We start from the raw sequence: 15,652 nt of genomic DNA, 5'->3' as shown, positions 1-15,652 counted from the left end.
AAAAGGGAGAATACAACCATGACTAACTTAGTAAAAACAAATGATTTTAACGAAATTTTAACAGGACGTCGTTCAATTCGTAAGTACGATCCTTCAGTAAAAATTAGCAAAGAAGAAATGACAGAAATTCTTACAGAAGCAACACTTGCACCATCTTCAGTAAACATGCAACCATGGAGATTCCTTGTTATTGAAAGTGACGAAGCAAAAGCAACACTGGCTCCACTTGCAAAATTCAATCAATCTCAAGTAGAAACATCTTCAGCGATGATTGCTGTATTTGGTGACTTAAACAACTTTGATAACGCAGAAGAAATTTACGGTACAGCAGTAGAGCGCGGACTTATGCCAGCTGAAGTAAAAGAAGATCAAATGAAAAAACTTTCAGGTTACTTCTCAATGGTTACACCAGAAGTAATGAAAGATACTGTACTAATTGACGGTGGTCTTGTAGCGATGCAATTTATGTTAGCAGCACGTGCTCACGGCTATGATACTTGCCCAATTGGTGGATTTGAAAAAGACCAAATCGCAGAAGCTTTCGGATTAGACAAAGAGCGTCACGTACCAGTTATGTTAATTTCAATCGGAAAAGCTGCTGACAGTGGTTATCCATCAGTACGTCTTCCAATTGAAAAAGTTGCTGAGTGGAAGTAATTTTATAAAAAAACAGAAATAAGTGAGATATGAGAGGGGAAACACCATGATTATTATTCACGCAATATTTCAAGTAGATCCAGCAAAACAACAATCATTTTTAGAAGAAATTCAGCCACTACTTCATGGTTCAAGAGAAGAAAGTGGAAATGTATCTTACGATTTATATAAAGATACTGAAAAAGAAAGTGTTTATACGATGGTAGAAGTATGGAAAGATGAAGCAGCAGTTGCGAGTCATAATACGAGTGAACACTTCACATCTTTCGTTAGTAAAGCATCACAGTTTTTAACTGCTCCGCTTGATATAAAGGTTTATAGCGGTGAACTAGTAAAATAATATGGTTATAGAAGATGACTTTGGCGTATGCTGAGGTCATCTTTTTTATTTACTTATATTTAATTGCATGTTAATGTATACTTAATTTTTTAATATCTCTACCAATGGAAAAAGAATATACAAGCTATATGGAACTCTTTGTAGAGTATTGCTTCTTTAATTGTTCATGAGTATATCTTTGTTTTATTAATATAGAATGAAAAAAGGATACGTTAGAGCTAAACGATTAATGGGTAGCATGTTAATAAAAAATTACATGAGTTTAGTAAAAACTTATAATTTATTTTTAAGGGTGTGAAAATATAATGAAACCGGTATTGAAAAGCATACTTATTTCCTTTGCTTTTTCTGCAGTAGGGATGTGTTGGTTGCTGTTCATGTTATTTAGAGGAGGCGGAGACTGGTTATTGTCTTGGATAGGTGTATTAATGGCATATTTATCTTTATACACTTTAATAGATTTGTATTGTAAAAATACATACGAAAAAACATTAAATATAGTGCTTATAAAATCAACAGTTACTACCTTTAGTTTTGGAGTATTAGGAATCATATTTGGTATAATACACGAGCTATTAACACCATGGAGTCTCAGTTTAATGGTTTGGTATTGGTTGCTAACTCTACTTTTATTTTTAACGACCATAATATTATTAGTTATTTTAGTATTTGTAAATCGTAAAGATCAAAATTTCCCCGGGGTATATAGATTACTTATACTTCTAAATTTACTGCTTACGTTAGGACCAGTATTGTGGCCACTATTTCTTACTATTATTGGAAATGGCATGAACGCTAGTGCAGGATGGTAAAAGTGAATGAAATAAAAAGTTGATATAGGGTTTTAAGTATGTAAGAGAACGTGTTCTGATAAATTGAAAACACGTTCTTTTTTATTGTTAATCTTAATATGAACTCCTTAAATTTATAAGATAATTCGATTGGGAAAAAGATATGTTATTGGAACAAACATATATGTACCTTTGAAACGAACACAATTAATGAATCATCTTAAAAATAATAAAGACGAGGTGAAATGAAAATAAGGGCAGTTAAGTGGCTGTCCTTATTTTATATGCCCTTTTTATTTTCATGCATAGCTCTTTCTCAGTTTATCGTATCAAAATTTGAACGTAAGTATTTCGTAAGGAATGGATAAGAAAAAAGAGAGTTTTATCATATAGGATTAAAGTATAACTTGAATTAATCCTATATTAATAGAGGAGAGGGAGTCTTATGAAAAAATGTAATTCAATTAAGTTAGCAAGTTTGGCAGTTTTATTAGCGGGTACTACTCTATTCACACCAGGTTTTACTGTGAAAGCAGAGTCTGTTCAAAATTTATCTAGTCCGTCACAATCACATGATCAAAAGAATCGGAATGGTTGGAAACAAGTAATGCAGGAAACAGTACAGCTTGGAACCCCAGGAATATTAGCGAAGACGTCTAACAATGGAAAGATTAGTAGTTATACTGCTGGCGTCGCGGATTTAAATACAAAGAAAACAATGAAATCGGATTATCGTTTTCGGATTGGGAGTGTGACGAAGACTTTTACCGCTACGACTGTTCTTCAATTAGTAGGAGAAAATCGCGTGCAACTTGACGATCCAATTGAAAAGTGGCTACCGGGTCTCATTCAAGGAAATGGGTATGATGGCAATCAAATTACGATACGTCAACTTTTGAATCATACGAGTGGTATAGCTGAATATTTAAAGTCAAAAGACGCTGACATAATGAATTCGAGAAAAACGTATACAGCAGAAGAAATAGTGAAAATAGGACTTTCTCTACCCCCAGATTTTTCGCCAGGTAAAGGATGGGCGTATTCAAACACAGGATACGTAATATTGGGAATGCTTATTGAAAAAATAAGTGGCAATAGTTATGCAGAAGAAATTGAAAAACGAATTATTGAACCTTTGGATCTGTCAAATACGTTTTTACCAGGGAATTCACCCGTTATTCCAGGAAAGGATCATGCTCGTGGGTATATGAAAATAGACGAAACAAGTGAATTGAAAGACATGACGTATTATAATCCGAGTTTAGCTAATGCAGCTGGAGATATGATTTCAAATGCGGACGATTTAAATACGTTCTTTGCATCTTTACTCGGTGGTAAGTTACTGAAAGAACGCGAGCTAAAAGAAATGCTTACTACAGTTCCTATAGAAGGAAAAGGTCTTGGTGATGGATATGGTCTTGGGATCTATGAGACGAAACTTTCAAATGGTGTTTCAATTTGGGGTCATGGAGGGTCGATTCCTGGATTTACAACTTTTGTTGGCGGAGTAATTGGAGGCAAACATACATTGGCTGTCAGTATTAACTCTTTAGGTGCGATTGATATTTTAACACAGTTTAATAAAATGATGCAAGTTGAATTTAAGAAATAGATGAAAAGAAAGCGAATGGAATCCGGCTTTAGTTGTAAATAAAAGAGATGCTTTTTAATTTTGCAAATAAGGACAGTATTAGCATTCATGGTATGGCAGCAATCAAGTATATGTAGAACATAAATACGGATACAAGTGTAATTCAATCTTATAGTCTAGTATAAAAAAGATGTCAGTTGCATGACATCTTTTTTATTTTGGATCAAAGAGATATATTATAAATTTTGAAAATTGTTATTTTTGTAATCATTCCATATAATAAAGAGTATAGGGGATATACAGGGGAGTTAGGAATGGATAATACTTTAGTTAGTTAATTATTTTTGTTTTAATAAATAAAAGTAAATTGATGTGGAGTGAAATACATTGGGACAAAATCAGTTTAGATGGAGTAACACACAATTACGAGAACATGTTGAAGTAATAGATGGCACAAGAAGCCCGCACATTTTATTCAAGAATGCAACATATTTAAATTCCTATATGCGCGAGTGGGTGCAAGCAAATATTTGGATCTATGATGACCGCATTATATATGTAGGAGAAAAACTACCAGAGCAACTACACGAATGTGAAGTCATTGATTGTGATGGAAAGTATGTAGTTCCTAGTTACATAGAACCGCATGCACATCCATATCAATTATATAATCCTGAAACTTTAGCAAATCATGCGATGCAATTTGGTACAACAACTTTCATTAATGATAATTTAACTTTGTTTTTCACATTACAACGGGAAGTAGCGTTTCGTTTATTAGATGAATTTAAAAAGATTCCAGCAAGTATGTATTGGTGGTGTCGTTTCGATGGACAGACTGAACTACAGAATGGGGAATCTTTATTTAATAGTGAAGAAATAATGGAATGGCTGAAGCATGAAGATGTTCTTCAGGGCGGCGAGTTAACAGCATGGCCGAAACTATTACATGGCGATGATGAAATGTTAAATTGGGTGCAGGAAACAAAGCGGTTACAGAAAAAAGTAGAAGGTCATTTTCCCGGTGCGTCTGAATCAACGTTAGCGAAGTTAAAGTTACTAGGTGCTGATTGCGATCATGAAGCGATGACAGGACAGGAAGCATTAACACGCCTTATGCAAGGTTACACCGTTACTCTTAGAAACTCTTCTATCCGTCCAGATTTAGAAGTTTTACTGAAAGAATTGCTGGAATTAGGTGTCAAGCAATTTGATAGATTCATGTTCACAACAGATGGTTCACATCCGTCATTTTATGAAAACGGAATGACGAATAGGATGATAGAAATCGCGATAAAGCAAGGAATACCAGTAATTGATGCCTATAATATGGCAAGCTATAACATTGCTCGTTATTATAATATGGAGCATTTACACGGCGCGATCGCGACAGGAAGAATTGCAAATATTAATATTTTGGAAAGTAAAGAAAATCCGATTCCAATAAGTGTAATTGCAAAGGGGAAATGGATGAAGCGTGACGGAATAAACAAAAATGCATCATTACATATAGACTGGAGTAAATTCAAAGTAACTCCATTATCATTAGACTGGTCTTTAAAGAAAGAAGATATGATTTTTTCTGAAACAACAGGTATAAAATTATTAAATGATGTTATTTCAAAACCATATGTAACTGAAATCGACTTAAACGGTGAAGAACTTTCTATTGAGCATGATGAATGTTTCCTTATGATGATTGCTCGTGATGGCACTTGGCGAGTGAATACAGTTGTGAAAGGTTTTGCGAATGGATTAGGAGGTCTTGCTAGCTCTTATTCTGGTACAGGTGACATCATTCTTATTGGAAAAAGGAAAGAAGATATGCTTACAGCTTTTCATAGAGTAAAAGAGCTTGGCGGGGGAATGGTAATAGCGGAAAGAAATGAAGTGTTACACGAAATTGCATTACCATTGCTCGGGATTATGTCTAATTTAAAAATGAGTGAATTAATACAGGAAGAAAAACAGATGGTGAAATTGCTACAAGAGCGTGGCTACGCGTATGACGATCCGGCATTTACGATTTTATTCTTTTCTGCGACGCACTTGCCTTTTATACGAGTAACGCCTATAGGATTATATGATGTGAAAAGTAGTAAGGTACTTGCTTCGCCGATGAAACTGATAAATCAATATTAAAAGGAAAGGCCCTATAAAAAGTCTATTTTATAGGACCTTTCTCATTCTTAGCATAAGAATATCCTAAGCCTCAAATAATATAGTATCTAAATCATTTGAGGTGATACTTAAATATGAAAAAACTATTGTATGTTTTAAGTGTATTTATTTTGTGCGTATCTATACAGCATGTGGTACATTCTCAGTCAAATGCACCAAGGTTATCTTCAGATTGTCTGGAAGAAAGTAAAATGCGTGATGAAAAGTATGTGAAAAACATTATGAATGACATCATATCTACGTTTGATTTAAATATTGATGAAAATAGTTTTATGGAAGTCAGCAAAAGAGATCTAGAGGCTGCACATTTGATGTATGGTGGGCGGGTTGATGATTCTTATTATAATTCACTAACTAAAATTTATGATAGTGGTGGATATAGAGGAGAGCCTAGGTTGTTTGTGAGGGCGCAAGAAGCATTTTTACTTTATAAAGAAATTGACGATACTAATGTAATGAAACGCTTAAACCTTGAAAAAGGGGAATGGATTGTTACCGAAACGAAAAAGAAGCAAGGGAAAATCGTGGAATACAAACCGTTACAATGTGAAAAAGATTATCTGAAAAAGAGAAATGAGTACCATAATATGAAATGAGATAACGAAAATCTTGAAGGGGAAAGATTTCGTTAATAAATGTACAGTGGTCGATAGAAATCACTAGTAAGTTCGCCATAAAAAAACGTCATTTTCATCATTAAAAATGACGTTTTTTATATTTTTAAAGCCTTTGCATCGCACTCTCAATCCTATTCACCAAATCAGCTGAAACTTTATAAAAATACCCTAAAACTACCTTTCTTATATCCTCAGATATAACTTTCAAATCACTAGCTAAGTTTTCGGCAAGATGTTCTTTTTCTATCGGTTGTAACTTCACATAAAATTCACCAGCCTGCTTAAAGTCATCTTGTTTAGTTATAGAAGTCCTTTCGAGTTTACCTTCAATGTACCTTCCGTCACCGCTTGTTATTTGGTTAGCTGGTGTCCAATCTTGCTGCTGGTTAACCTGTAATTTACGAAATTCAGCCCCAATTCTTCTTCTTTGAGAATCACTATAAATGTTAGCACGGCCTTGCAGTATTTTATCATCAGATAATTCTGTGCCGTCTAGTAAATTAGAAGGGGAGAAGGCGACTTTTTCTACTTGTTCCATATAATTATCAGGATTTTTATTTAATACCATTTTGCCTACTGGTATTAGGGGATACTCTTTTTCATCCCATACTTTTGTATCGTCTAAAGGATCATAAGAAAGATTTGCTTCATCCTTAGGGTCCATAAGCTGAACATATAGGCCATATTCCACCGGTTTGCCACCCGCAATCGCATCGTATAAATCTTTACCAGCGTAATCAGGATTTTCAGCGGCTAGTCTATTTGCTTCTTCGCGACTAATGTATTGTACACCTTCAAATGGGTACCAATGGTATTTAACGTACTTTCTAATACCTTGAGCATTTCTCCAAACATATGTATTTACACTATGTCCTGGAATGTGGCGAAGACTTTTTATCGTACCAGCATCAGAGTATAAACGTACAATAAAATGAATCGATTCAGGCGCTCTTGCTACAAAGCCCCAAGACCTATCAGGATCAATTAAATTATTTTTAGGTGAAGGTAAGAATGCTTTAATAAATTCTGGGAAACGCATCGGATCACGAATAGAAAAGACAGGAATGTGATTACATATAAGGTCAAAAATGCCTTCTTCTGTATAAAATTTTGTAGCAAAGCCACTTACATTTCTAGATGTATCAGGTGTTCCTTTTATACCGACAGCTAAAGAAAAGCGAACCATAACAGGAACTTTCTCATTAGAATTTTGTAAAAATATTAGTTTTGTATGCTCAGACATCGGATATATCGTTTGGAAATAACCAAATGCACCAAATCCTTTTACATGAACAGGTCTTTCTAAAATTTTTTCATGAATGAATTCTTGTAACGCCTCGTGCAGTACACTATCTTGCTTTAAAACAGGTCCACGTGAGCCAACTGTTTGAGAGTGAAGTTTAGCTGGTTCATTAAGTTCTCGATTTTGGTTAAAGTCTTCTCCTAATAAAGATTGCCTCTGTTTATCATATTTTTCATTCATCGATTTAGCCTCCAAATTTTTTTCGTCGATTGTTACTAAATATGATTCTTTAGCCTTGATTATGTATTACATACAAAGTTCAAATTGTTAACATACCGCTAGATGAAAAAAACGCACATGCAGTGGACCTGTTGAAATAGAAGAAATTATGGAAAAATGAATATCGGGAAGAAAATTACTATTAAAATTACAATCTTAAAAATGAATTTATACATGACTTTATAGAGAATGAACATAAATAAACAGGGAAAATAACTAGGAGGAATTTAAAATGTCGGATTGGTTTCAATTAGATAAAGAATATATGATGCCTACGTATTGTCGTACGAAGGTTGCAATAGAAAGAGGAGAAGGGTGCAAGCTTTATGATGTGGATGGTAAAGAGTATGTAGATTTATTTTCTGGTGTCGGAGTGAACGTATTAGGGTATAATCACCCGAAAATCGTGCAAACGACAATGGAACAAGTTACGAAATCTCTGCATCTTCCGTTTCATTTTTTAAACCCAGTTGCGATTGAGTATGCAAAGAAATTAGTTGATTGCTCTTTAAAAAATGGAAAAGTCTTTTTTACAAACTCTGGTACGGAAGCGACAGAAACAACGTTGAAATTAATTGATAAATATAGAGCGAATACGCATGAGGAACGTGAAGGAATCGTAGTGCTGAAGAATAGCTTCCACGGGCGTACGTTAGGGGCACTTCATTTTACGAGACAAGAAAGTGTATATCAAAATTTCCCTAAAACATCGATTCCTGTATATGAAGTAGAGCGCGAGAATATAGAGCAATTAGAAGAAACAATTGTTAAAGAAAATCCAATTGCGATTATGCTAGAGCCTGTATTAGGTAGCGGGGGGATATACCCTTTATCGGGTGAATATTTACATGGTGTTCAAAACTTATGTGATAAATATAATGTCATTCTTATCGTTGATGAAGTTCAAAGTGGTATGGGGAGAACTGGTAAACTATTTGCTTATCAAAATTTCAATATTACACCTGATATTATTCAAATTGGTAAAGGAGCAGGAGGCGGGATACCGCTAGGGGGAATCATTGTAGGTGAAAAGCTATGTGATGTATTTTCACCAGGAGATCATGGTACAACGTTTGCTCATTCTTCAATGGGAACAGCTTTAGGGTTAACGGTTTTAAATACATTGATTGACGATGGTTTAATGCAAGAAGCTTATGAAATGTCACTATATTTAAATGATAAATTGCGAGAAATTCAGAATGAAAATTCTTATTATATTCAGGAAGTACGTCATGCTGGAATGATGTTTGGAATTAGTTTGAATGATACGAATACAAATGTAAAGAAATTACAGGTAGAGCTAATGGAGAAAGGGATGTTAGTTGACGTTACACAAGGGAACATCATCCGTTTACTTCCTCCATATATAATTACAAAAGAAGAGATTGATGCATTTATTTATGAGTTTATCTCCTGTATTCATAGCTTATCAGCTATAGCAAGTGTTTAAAAAGCTTTATGAAAAAGCACCTTATTTTTAATTCAAATAGGAAGAAAATAGGGGTGAAAAAAATAAATTTACATATTAAAATAAAAAGCTGAAAAAGGTACTCGTATAGCGCCTTCTTCAGCTTTTTAAAATAGTAAATTACTTAACCTAGGGATCATCTCATTGGACAAATAATTAATTATGTGAAACAATAATAACAGATAAGGAGACGTTGCTTTTCCTTAAGTGCTTCGTATTGAATTTATTCTAGTAAGAGAAGGTGTGCTTAAAGAAGTTAAATTAAATAAGGAGCTGTTTTACTATATGCAACAAAATAATGATTTAAATTTTGAACCTCAAGACGTTAATATTGTCAATCCTAAACAAGCGAGGAAAGCAGTTGTTGCTACTGGCATTGGGAATGCAATGGAGTGGTTTGACTTTGGATTATACGCGTATTTAGCGGTAATATTAAGTCAATTATTCTTCTCAGGTGTGGATAATAGTGGTTTGCAACTTGTACTTACATTTGGTACATTTGCAGCGGCCTTTCTCGTTCGACCAATCGGAGGTATTTTCTTTGGTAGAATAGGAGATAAGTATGGCCGAAAGATTGTTTTAAGTACAACTATTATTTTAATGGCACTTTCTACATTATTCATCGCATTACTACCAACCTATGAACAAATTGGTGTATGGGCACCAATACTACTTTTAATTGCTCGAATGATTCAAGGCTTCTCTACAGGCGGCGAATATTCAGGTGCAATGGTTTATATCGCAGAATCTTCTCCAGATAAAAAGCGTGGTATACTCGGTAGTGGTCTTGAAATTGGAACACTCTCAGGTTACATTGCTGCCTCGGTAATTGTTACCATTTTAACGTTATTATTAACAGATGAGCAAATGCTCAGCTGGGGATGGCGTATTCCTTTCTTAATTGCTGCACCAATTGGTTTGGTCGGTTTATATTTACGACGTCATTTAGATGAATCTCCAATCTTTCAAGAGATGGAAAAAGCACAAGAGGAATCTGAAGACAACGAACAATTTTCATTTATGGATATATTAAAATATCACAAAAAAGACTTCTTATTAAGCACAGTAATTGTTGCCTTCTTTAACATTACAAACTATATGATCCTTTCGTATATTCCTTCTTATTTAACACAAGTACTAAAAGTCAAAGAAACAACGGGCTTATTAATTATTTCAATTACGATGGCACTTATGATTCCACTGGCACTTTATTTCGGTAAATTAAGTGATAAAGTAGGTAATAAACGCGTAGTACAAATTGGCTTACTTGGTTTAGCATTATGTTCAATTCCAGCATTTTTATTAATTGGTAACGGACATATTGTAGCCATGTTTGCGGGTATTTTCATTTTAGGTTTCTTCCTTAGTGTATATGAAGGAACATTGCCTTCGTTATTACCAGCACTCTTTTTCACCGATGTACGTTATCGTGCGCTTTCTATCTCCTTTAATATTTCTGTATCTATATTCGGTGGTACAACGCCGCTTGTATGTTCATACTTAGTTCATGCTACTGGTAATCCACTGGCACCAGCATTTTATTTAACTGGTGTAAGTGTAATTGGATTAATTGTGTTTAGTGTACTGTTTGTCACAACATCAGGACGTGCACTAAAAGGTTCTTACCCTACTGTCGAATCGAAAAAAGAAGCACATCAAATTGCTAAAGAGGATCCTGAAGAAACACTTTGGTGGCATGAAGAATCTTTAGAAATTGAAGCAGGAAAAAAAGCATAATTTGTGAAAAGCAACGTGGACTTTTACACAAAAAGACTCCTAGTTTAATAGGAGTCTTTTTGTATACATCATTTTCTCTTCTTCAAACTCTTCTGATACGCATAAAGCTTATAAACCTCTTCCTTAAATTCATGCAGAAGTACAGTGTTTTCACCATTTGAATAACGCACTGCATTATACGCGTCTATAATAATATGACTCTGAATATTTACCTCTTCTTCAACATTAATTCTCTCTAGCCAAGCTTCAACAGTTTCTCCTCGTTCTCGGTTTAAAGGAGGAGATAGCTTACTCTCGAGTTTGAAAATTTCTTTTCGAATTTCGTTATGTGGTGGTTTATTTCGTTTGAAGCGTTTTTGGCTAATGCCTTCTTTATCAGTAATGATTGTAGATTCAAAGACAGGCATATTTGGTAAACTTAAATGTTTTCGTTTTTTTACTATTTTCCAAACGACGTAAATAGCGATGGCTGTACAGGCTATTATTGTAATGCTATTTATGAGAGTTGGATCAAAAGGACGCTGCCCCAATTCTTCTTTAATTTGAGGATCTTTTAAATTTCCTTTATTCGACCAAAAGTCGTCTGTATCTTTTAATGCAGCTGCCGAGAACAATGGATTTAAAGCATAACCAAATCCTAAGGCAACTACTTGTATGATATAAGAAAAAAGAAGCCGAATATAAGGAAATACCGGAATAAGTAAAGCGCTAATTATTCCAATCGTAATAATAGAAGTGAAACGTAATAGCTGTTGATTACGATTGGAACCTGTTAACCAAAATGTAATCATAATGTGTAAAGTTAATAGTAACAATTTCCACAATGGCGGAAAGGGGGCATAAAATATAGCTGAAACGACAAACCATACAATACCGCCTAACGATTTTTGTACTGGATATCCCGGTCCAACAGAGTGTACGATAAAGAAAAACAGTGGTAATAATATTGTGCCTAAAATAGAGAAAGGTAGAAATAAAGAACAACCGATTATTTGAATAACTAACAGTAGTACAAAACCTGTTGTTTTTTTCTTCATAAATTTATGAATAAGAAATACTCCTACATAACCGGTCACTAAAAATATTGCAATACCAATGAGCTCATCTCTTTCCGTTAATAATGAAAGAAGGAGGAGCAGAATAAAGTCATTAACGTGATAGAGCCAAGTTTTCAAGCTTTTCCACCATCCCTTCATTATTAATGAGGAACGTAGGCTGAGATAGAAGAGGGAGCTCCTTTTTCTGCAAACCAATGTATATCATTGTAGATGAGCGTTCCCTTTTTCTCGTTACATAGTGAAGAAATCCTTGTTTCGGAAGTAGCGTACTATCATCTGAAATACGTGCTAATTCTTCTAACGCTTTGGCGTAATGTGTTTGTCCTTCGTTTAATGGTAAAAGCAAAGGGCCACCTTCTGCTAAAACGCTAATAAATAACTCAAACGGAATTTGATGCTTCGTTGCGAATTGACAAATGTACGTTGTAAATGAAATAAGGTCTTCTACATTTTCTTTCCAACCAAACCCACGATCAGCAGCTAAAGAAAGACAAATCGTCCAACTATAATTTTTTACAGGTTCATATTGCTTCGCTTGTAACGCCTGCATTTTAGCAGATGCTTTCCAATGAATAGAGCGGAAAGATTCACGTTCATATCGTTTAACACCGATAATGGATGTTTCATCATTGTAAAAAGAGAAATTCGTTCGATACGAACCTGTTAATAGTTGCTGAAGTTCTTGTAAACCGGCTACCTCTTTAGGAGAAGGGTACACAATAATTTCAGTCTTTAACTTATCGAAAACAGGTAAATGTACAGTTAAAAGATGAAAAGGATCTTTTAAAACACATTCGAACTGTTCAATTTGAAACACACCACGCTTCGTTGCGGTTAATGTTAAATCCCATTTTTGTGCTGAATGAGCAGGTTGTGAAAATGGGAAAGAAAATAACGTTTTCGATATTTGTTCAATCCCTTGATCCTTATGCGGTATAAGAGATGAATTTAAATGAAAATAACAAACGCCGTTAACGAGTGGTATATTTGCACCATTTTTCAAATGAATAAAAAACTGTCCAGATTCATCTGGGAAAAGACGTGTAGTGTGCTTCTCATTTATAATTTGAAACCGTTTCTCTATGTAAGCGACATATTTATAAATGAAAATCGCAAATAAATAGTAGAAGAAAAAGAGAAACATAATAATTCGTTGCGGCAGAAAAAACGTAAAAAGTAAAGCGATGGGCACAGTTAATTGAATAATGTGGATTTGAAAAAATAAAGGTACAGTTACAACGCGCTGTCCATTCATGCTTGTTCAATCTCCACAGGTACGTCAACTTCTTTTAAAATCCTTTGCATTAATTCATTTTTTGTCGTACGTAAAGCTCCTTCCATTGACAAGACGATACGGTGATTCCAAACGGAAGGAACTAAAAATTGTATATCTTCAGGTGTGCAATATTCTCTGCCGCGTAAAAAGGCTAGTGCTTGAACGGTACGTACTAAAGCTAATGTAGCACGCGGGCTTACACCGTTAGCAATGTAATCATGATTTCTTGTAGCGTGAGCAAGCTTAATAATGTAATGTTCTAACGGTTCTGATACGAAAATTTCTTTCACTTGTTTCTGTGCTTCTAAAATGTCTTCTAAAGAAATGACAGATGTGACGCTTTCTAACGGTGCATTGTTACGAAAACGGCGCATCATTTTTAATTCATCTTCAGGAGACGGATAACCAATTGAAATCGTCATTAAAAAACGATCAAGTTGTGCATCTGGAAGAGGGAAAGTTCCTTGTGATTCAATCGGGTTTTGCGTCGCAATAACAAAGAACGGTTTCGGAAGAGGAGTAGACTGCTTTTCAAGCGTTACTTGTCGTTCTTCCATCGCTTCTAACAAACTAGATTGTGTTCTCGGCATCGCGCGGTTAATTTCATCTGCGAGTAGTATATTTGTCATAACTGGTCCAAGTCTTAATTCGAATTCACTAGTTTTTGGATTGAAATATTCAATACCTGTTACATCACTCGGAAGTACATCAGGGGTAAATTGAACGCGAGAAAAATTACCACCAATGCTTTTAGAAATTGTTTTTGCTAGTAATGTTTTTCCAGTACCAGGTACGTCTTTAAGCAGTACATGTCCATCAGCAAGCAGTGAAACGAGGAGTAAATCAATTACATTTTCTTTACCGACAAAAACAGATCCTATGTTTTCTTTTAATTTATTTATCATATGTATCATTCCTTTCAAAATAAAAGTGGATATTTCTATATTTTAACAAATTATTCAGAAAATTGGTATGATTTTTTAATCCGAAGAAATAGATATTTAATTATTAAATTACTATTGCATATTTTGGAATATGATTATACAATATCGATATACGATGTATCGCGAGTCGATATATCATGAAGCGATGTATCGGAGGTAGTTATAATGAATGCGAAAGCGCAAAAATACATTCCATTAACTGAGGCGACATATTACATATTGTTGTCACTTGTAAAGCCAATGCATGGTTATGGAATTATGCAAATGGTAGAAGAGATGACAAATGGGGAAGTAAAACTCGGTCCTGGTACTTTATATGGGAATACGACGAAGTTATTAAAAGAGAAATTGATTGTTGAAGTTGCCTCTACAGACAGAAAGAAGTGCTATGAGTTAACACCATTTGGGAGAGAAGTGTTAGAGCTAGAGTATAACAGGTTACAGAGATCTGTAAGAAATGGAAACAGTATATTAGGGGAGTGAATGGAAGATGGAGACAAAGAAGGTATTTAAATTTTTCACGGCATGGAATTTAGAAAAAGAAGAAGTTTTTTTACGAAAGATGCATCAGCAAGGCTGGGCGTTACAAAAATATAATATGATGTATACGTTTAAGAAAACTGAGCCGAAAGATGTAATATATAAAGCAGATTTTAGATTGGTTTATAGAGATTCAAAAGAAAAACAACAAGAGTACTTCGAAATATATGAAATGTCTGCTTGGAAACGCGTAACGAGTTTTACAAGATGGAATTATTTTTGTAAAGAAGTAGAAGAGGAAAATGAGTTACCTGACATATATTCAGAGAAGGACACGAAGGTGCAAAAAATGAAGGAGTTATTACAATTTTTTGCATTTATTTCAATAGCTATGTTACCGTTAATGTTTAACACATTTTTAAATTCAACAGAATCAATAGTGCCAATGTGGGCGAAAGTTATGATGGGGCTTGTTAGTTGTATGTATGTTTATTTCTTTATAAGGATCTCTTGGAAAATTAAGAAATTGAAAAGTGAAATATTATAATAAAGAGTGGATTTTAAAAGAAGATGATTTCGTAGATATTATACGGGAATCATCTTCTTTCATTTCTATGTAATTTTATTTTGTTCACTCTTTTTTACATAATAAAAGACTGTATATTTAAGGCATAGAACTAACAGTTATAAAGATAGTACTAGTAATAATACCTAAAAAAATCATAAATGATGAAGAAACGATTAATAATAATGAACTACTGATTAATACTATTTTATTAGAGTTTTGATGTTTAAAGTGGTAATAAAGTAAAAAGCCGCAAACAGTAGAAACAATCCATATAGCTAGACCGTAAGGAGTTGTTATCTTCTTCCAATCGAAAATCCAAAAGTAAAAAATACCTATGTGACAAGTTAATAGTAGAAATGTAGAGGGAATCATTAACTTTTTATTTAAAATCATTTATTTCACCTCTCTTATGTAAATATTAC

Annotated in this window: 15 protein-coding genes; 10 read left to right on the top strand and 5 right to left on the bottom strand. The window is 34.1% G+C overall.

The genetic code is table 11. The annotated features are described in order from the left end of the window. The first annotated feature begins 18 nt into the window (after positions 1-18). The 6 genes from LCF45_RS14755 to LCF45_RS14730 all read left to right on the top strand — a co-directional run bounded on the left by LCF45_RS14755 (position 19) and on the right by LCF45_RS14730 (position 6,156). Complete coding sequence (locus LCF45_RS14755; protein WP_063225766.1) at positions 19-657, top strand: nitroreductase family protein; 639 nt, start codon at positions 19-21, stop codon at positions 655-657. 46 nt (positions 658-703) lie between these two features. Further along, the gene (locus LCF45_RS14750; protein WP_000583822.1) at positions 704-997 is read left to right on the top strand and encodes a putative quinol monooxygenase; all 294 of its coding nucleotides are present in this window, start codon (positions 704-706) and stop codon (positions 995-997) included. 305 nt (positions 998-1,302) lie between these two features. Then, positions 1,303-1,809 (top strand): DUF3902 family protein, encoded by a 507-nt coding sequence (locus LCF45_RS14745; protein ID WP_002127948.1) that lies wholly within the window; start codon positions 1,303-1,305, stop codon positions 1,807-1,809. Positions 1,810-2,233: 424 nt separating this feature from the next. Continuing rightward, positions 2,234-3,400, top strand: a complete 1,167-nt coding sequence (locus LCF45_RS14740) for a serine hydrolase domain-containing protein (protein ID WP_002127946.1) — start codon at positions 2,234-2,236, stop codon at positions 3,398-3,400. 366 nt (positions 3,401-3,766) lie between these two features. After that, positions 3,767-5,521 (top strand): adenine deaminase C-terminal domain-containing protein, encoded by a 1,755-nt coding sequence (locus LCF45_RS14735; RefSeq protein ID WP_263892871.1) that lies wholly within the window; start codon positions 3,767-3,769, stop codon positions 5,519-5,521. Positions 5,522-5,634: 113 nt separating this feature from the next. Next, positions 5,635-6,156 carry a hypothetical protein gene (locus LCF45_RS14730; RefSeq protein ID WP_002185533.1) on the top strand — a complete coding sequence of 174 codons (522 nt, stop codon included), beginning with the start codon at positions 5,635-5,637 and terminating at the stop codon, positions 6,154-6,156. A 124-nt stretch (positions 6,157-6,280) separates the two neighbouring features. On the opposite strand, the gene LCF45_RS14725 is transcribed toward LCF45_RS14730, so the two are convergent. Next, the gene (locus LCF45_RS14725; protein ID WP_078422433.1) at positions 6,281-7,660 is read right to left on the bottom strand and encodes a catalase; all 1,380 of its coding nucleotides are present in this window, start codon (positions 7,658-7,660) and stop codon (positions 6,281-6,283) included. Positions 7,661-7,931: 271 nt separating this feature from the next. On the opposite strand from LCF45_RS14725, the gene LCF45_RS14720 reads away from it, so the two are divergent. Next, positions 7,932-9,149, top strand: coding sequence for an aspartate aminotransferase family protein (locus LCF45_RS14720; RefSeq protein WP_002127942.1), 1,218 nt, complete (start codon positions 7,932-7,934; stop codon positions 9,147-9,149). Between the two features lie 303 nt (positions 9,150-9,452). Then, a complete protein-coding gene (locus LCF45_RS14715) occupies positions 9,453-10,904 on the top strand; it encodes an MFS transporter (protein ID WP_002185536.1) in 1,452 nt (483 codons plus the stop codon). Positions 10,905-10,972: 68 nt separating this feature from the next. Here the strand turns inward: LCF45_RS14715 and LCF45_RS14710 are convergent, their stop codons facing one another. From LCF45_RS14710 to LCF45_RS14700, 3 genes are read right to left on the bottom strand one after another with little or no spacing between them, the layout of a single operon-like run. Continuing rightward, entirely contained in the window at positions 10,973-12,079 is a 1,107-nt protein-coding gene (locus tag LCF45_RS14710; protein ID WP_078203517.1) for a DUF4018 domain-containing protein, read from the bottom strand. Continuing rightward, positions 12,054-13,217 carry a DUF58 domain-containing protein gene (locus LCF45_RS14705; protein WP_078203516.1) on the bottom strand — a complete coding sequence of 388 codons (1,164 nt, stop codon included), beginning with the start codon at positions 13,215-13,217 and terminating at the stop codon, positions 12,054-12,056. The genes LCF45_RS14710 and LCF45_RS14705 overlap by 26 nt, the downstream gene beginning before the upstream one ends. Then, positions 13,214-14,143 carry an AAA family ATPase gene (locus LCF45_RS14700; protein WP_263892865.1) on the bottom strand — a complete coding sequence of 310 codons (930 nt, stop codon included), beginning with the start codon at positions 14,141-14,143 and terminating at the stop codon, positions 13,214-13,216. The genes LCF45_RS14705 and LCF45_RS14700 overlap by 4 nt, the downstream gene beginning before the upstream one ends. A gap of 204 nt (positions 14,144-14,347) precedes the next feature. Between LCF45_RS14700 and LCF45_RS14695 the strand changes: the two genes are divergently transcribed. Both LCF45_RS14695 and LCF45_RS14690 read left to right on the top strand, forming a co-directional pair. Continuing rightward, a complete protein-coding gene (locus tag LCF45_RS14695) occupies positions 14,348-14,665 on the top strand; it encodes a PadR family transcriptional regulator (protein ID WP_000991891.1) in 318 nt (105 codons plus the stop codon). A 7-nt stretch (positions 14,666-14,672) separates the two neighbouring features. Next, entirely contained in the window at positions 14,673-15,209 is a 537-nt protein-coding gene (locus LCF45_RS14690; protein WP_263892861.1) for a DUF2812 domain-containing protein, read from the top strand. Between the two features lie 117 nt (positions 15,210-15,326). On the opposite strand, the gene LCF45_RS14685 is transcribed toward LCF45_RS14690, so the two are convergent. Beyond that, positions 15,327-15,623, bottom strand: coding sequence for a hypothetical protein (locus tag LCF45_RS14685; RefSeq protein WP_016127184.1), 297 nt, complete (start codon positions 15,621-15,623; stop codon positions 15,327-15,329). Positions 15,624-15,652: the final 29 nt, after the last annotated feature.

The sequence above is a fragment of the Bacillus sp. 41-22 genome, assembly GCF_025809295.1.
GTDB lineage: Bacteria > Bacillota > Bacilli > Bacillales > Bacillaceae_G > Bacillus_A > Bacillus_A mycoides.
Note: the sequence above shows the minus strand (reverse complement) of the source record. Positions and strands in the feature narration are given on the sequence as shown.

Excerpts from the sequence above, each read along its gene's own strand:
- LCF45_RS14685 (WP_016127184.1), bottom strand. The coding sequence starts at position 15,623 with ATGATTTTAAATAAAAAGTTAATGATTCCCTCTACATTTCTACTATTA.
- LCF45_RS14690 (WP_263892861.1), top strand. The coding sequence starts at position 14,673 with ATGGAGACAAAGAAGGTATTTAAATTTTTCACGGCATGGAATTTAGAA.
- LCF45_RS14695 (WP_000991891.1), top strand. The coding sequence starts at position 14,348 with ATGAATGCGAAAGCGCAAAAATACATTCCATTAACTGAGGCGACATAT.
- LCF45_RS14700 (WP_263892865.1), bottom strand. The coding sequence starts at position 14,143 with ATGATAAATAAATTAAAAGAAAACATAGGATCTGTTTTTGTCGGTAAA.
- LCF45_RS14745 (WP_002127948.1), top strand. The coding sequence starts at position 1,303 with ATGAAACCGGTATTGAAAAGCATACTTATTTCCTTTGCTTTTTCTGCA.
- LCF45_RS14730 (WP_002185533.1), top strand. The coding sequence starts at position 5,635 with ATGAAAAAACTATTGTATGTTTTAAGTGTATTTATTTTGTGCGTATCT.
- LCF45_RS14705 (WP_078203516.1), bottom strand. The coding sequence starts at position 13,217 with ATGAATGGACAGCGCGTTGTAACTGTACCTTTATTTTTTCAAATCCAC.
- LCF45_RS14755 (WP_063225766.1), top strand. The coding sequence starts at position 19 with ATGACTAACTTAGTAAAAACAAATGATTTTAACGAAATTTTAACAGGA.
- LCF45_RS14720 (WP_002127942.1), top strand. The coding sequence starts at position 7,932 with ATGTCGGATTGGTTTCAATTAGATAAAGAATATATGATGCCTACGTAT.
- LCF45_RS14715 (WP_002185536.1), top strand. The coding sequence starts at position 9,453 with ATGCAACAAAATAATGATTTAAATTTTGAACCTCAAGACGTTAATATT.
- LCF45_RS14750 (WP_000583822.1), top strand. The coding sequence starts at position 704 with ATGATTATTATTCACGCAATATTTCAAGTAGATCCAGCAAAACAACAA.
- LCF45_RS14740 (WP_002127946.1), top strand. The coding sequence starts at position 2,234 with ATGAAAAAATGTAATTCAATTAAGTTAGCAAGTTTGGCAGTTTTATTA.
- LCF45_RS14725 (WP_078422433.1), bottom strand. The coding sequence starts at position 7,660 with ATGAATGAAAAATATGATAAACAGAGGCAATCTTTATTAGGAGAAGAC.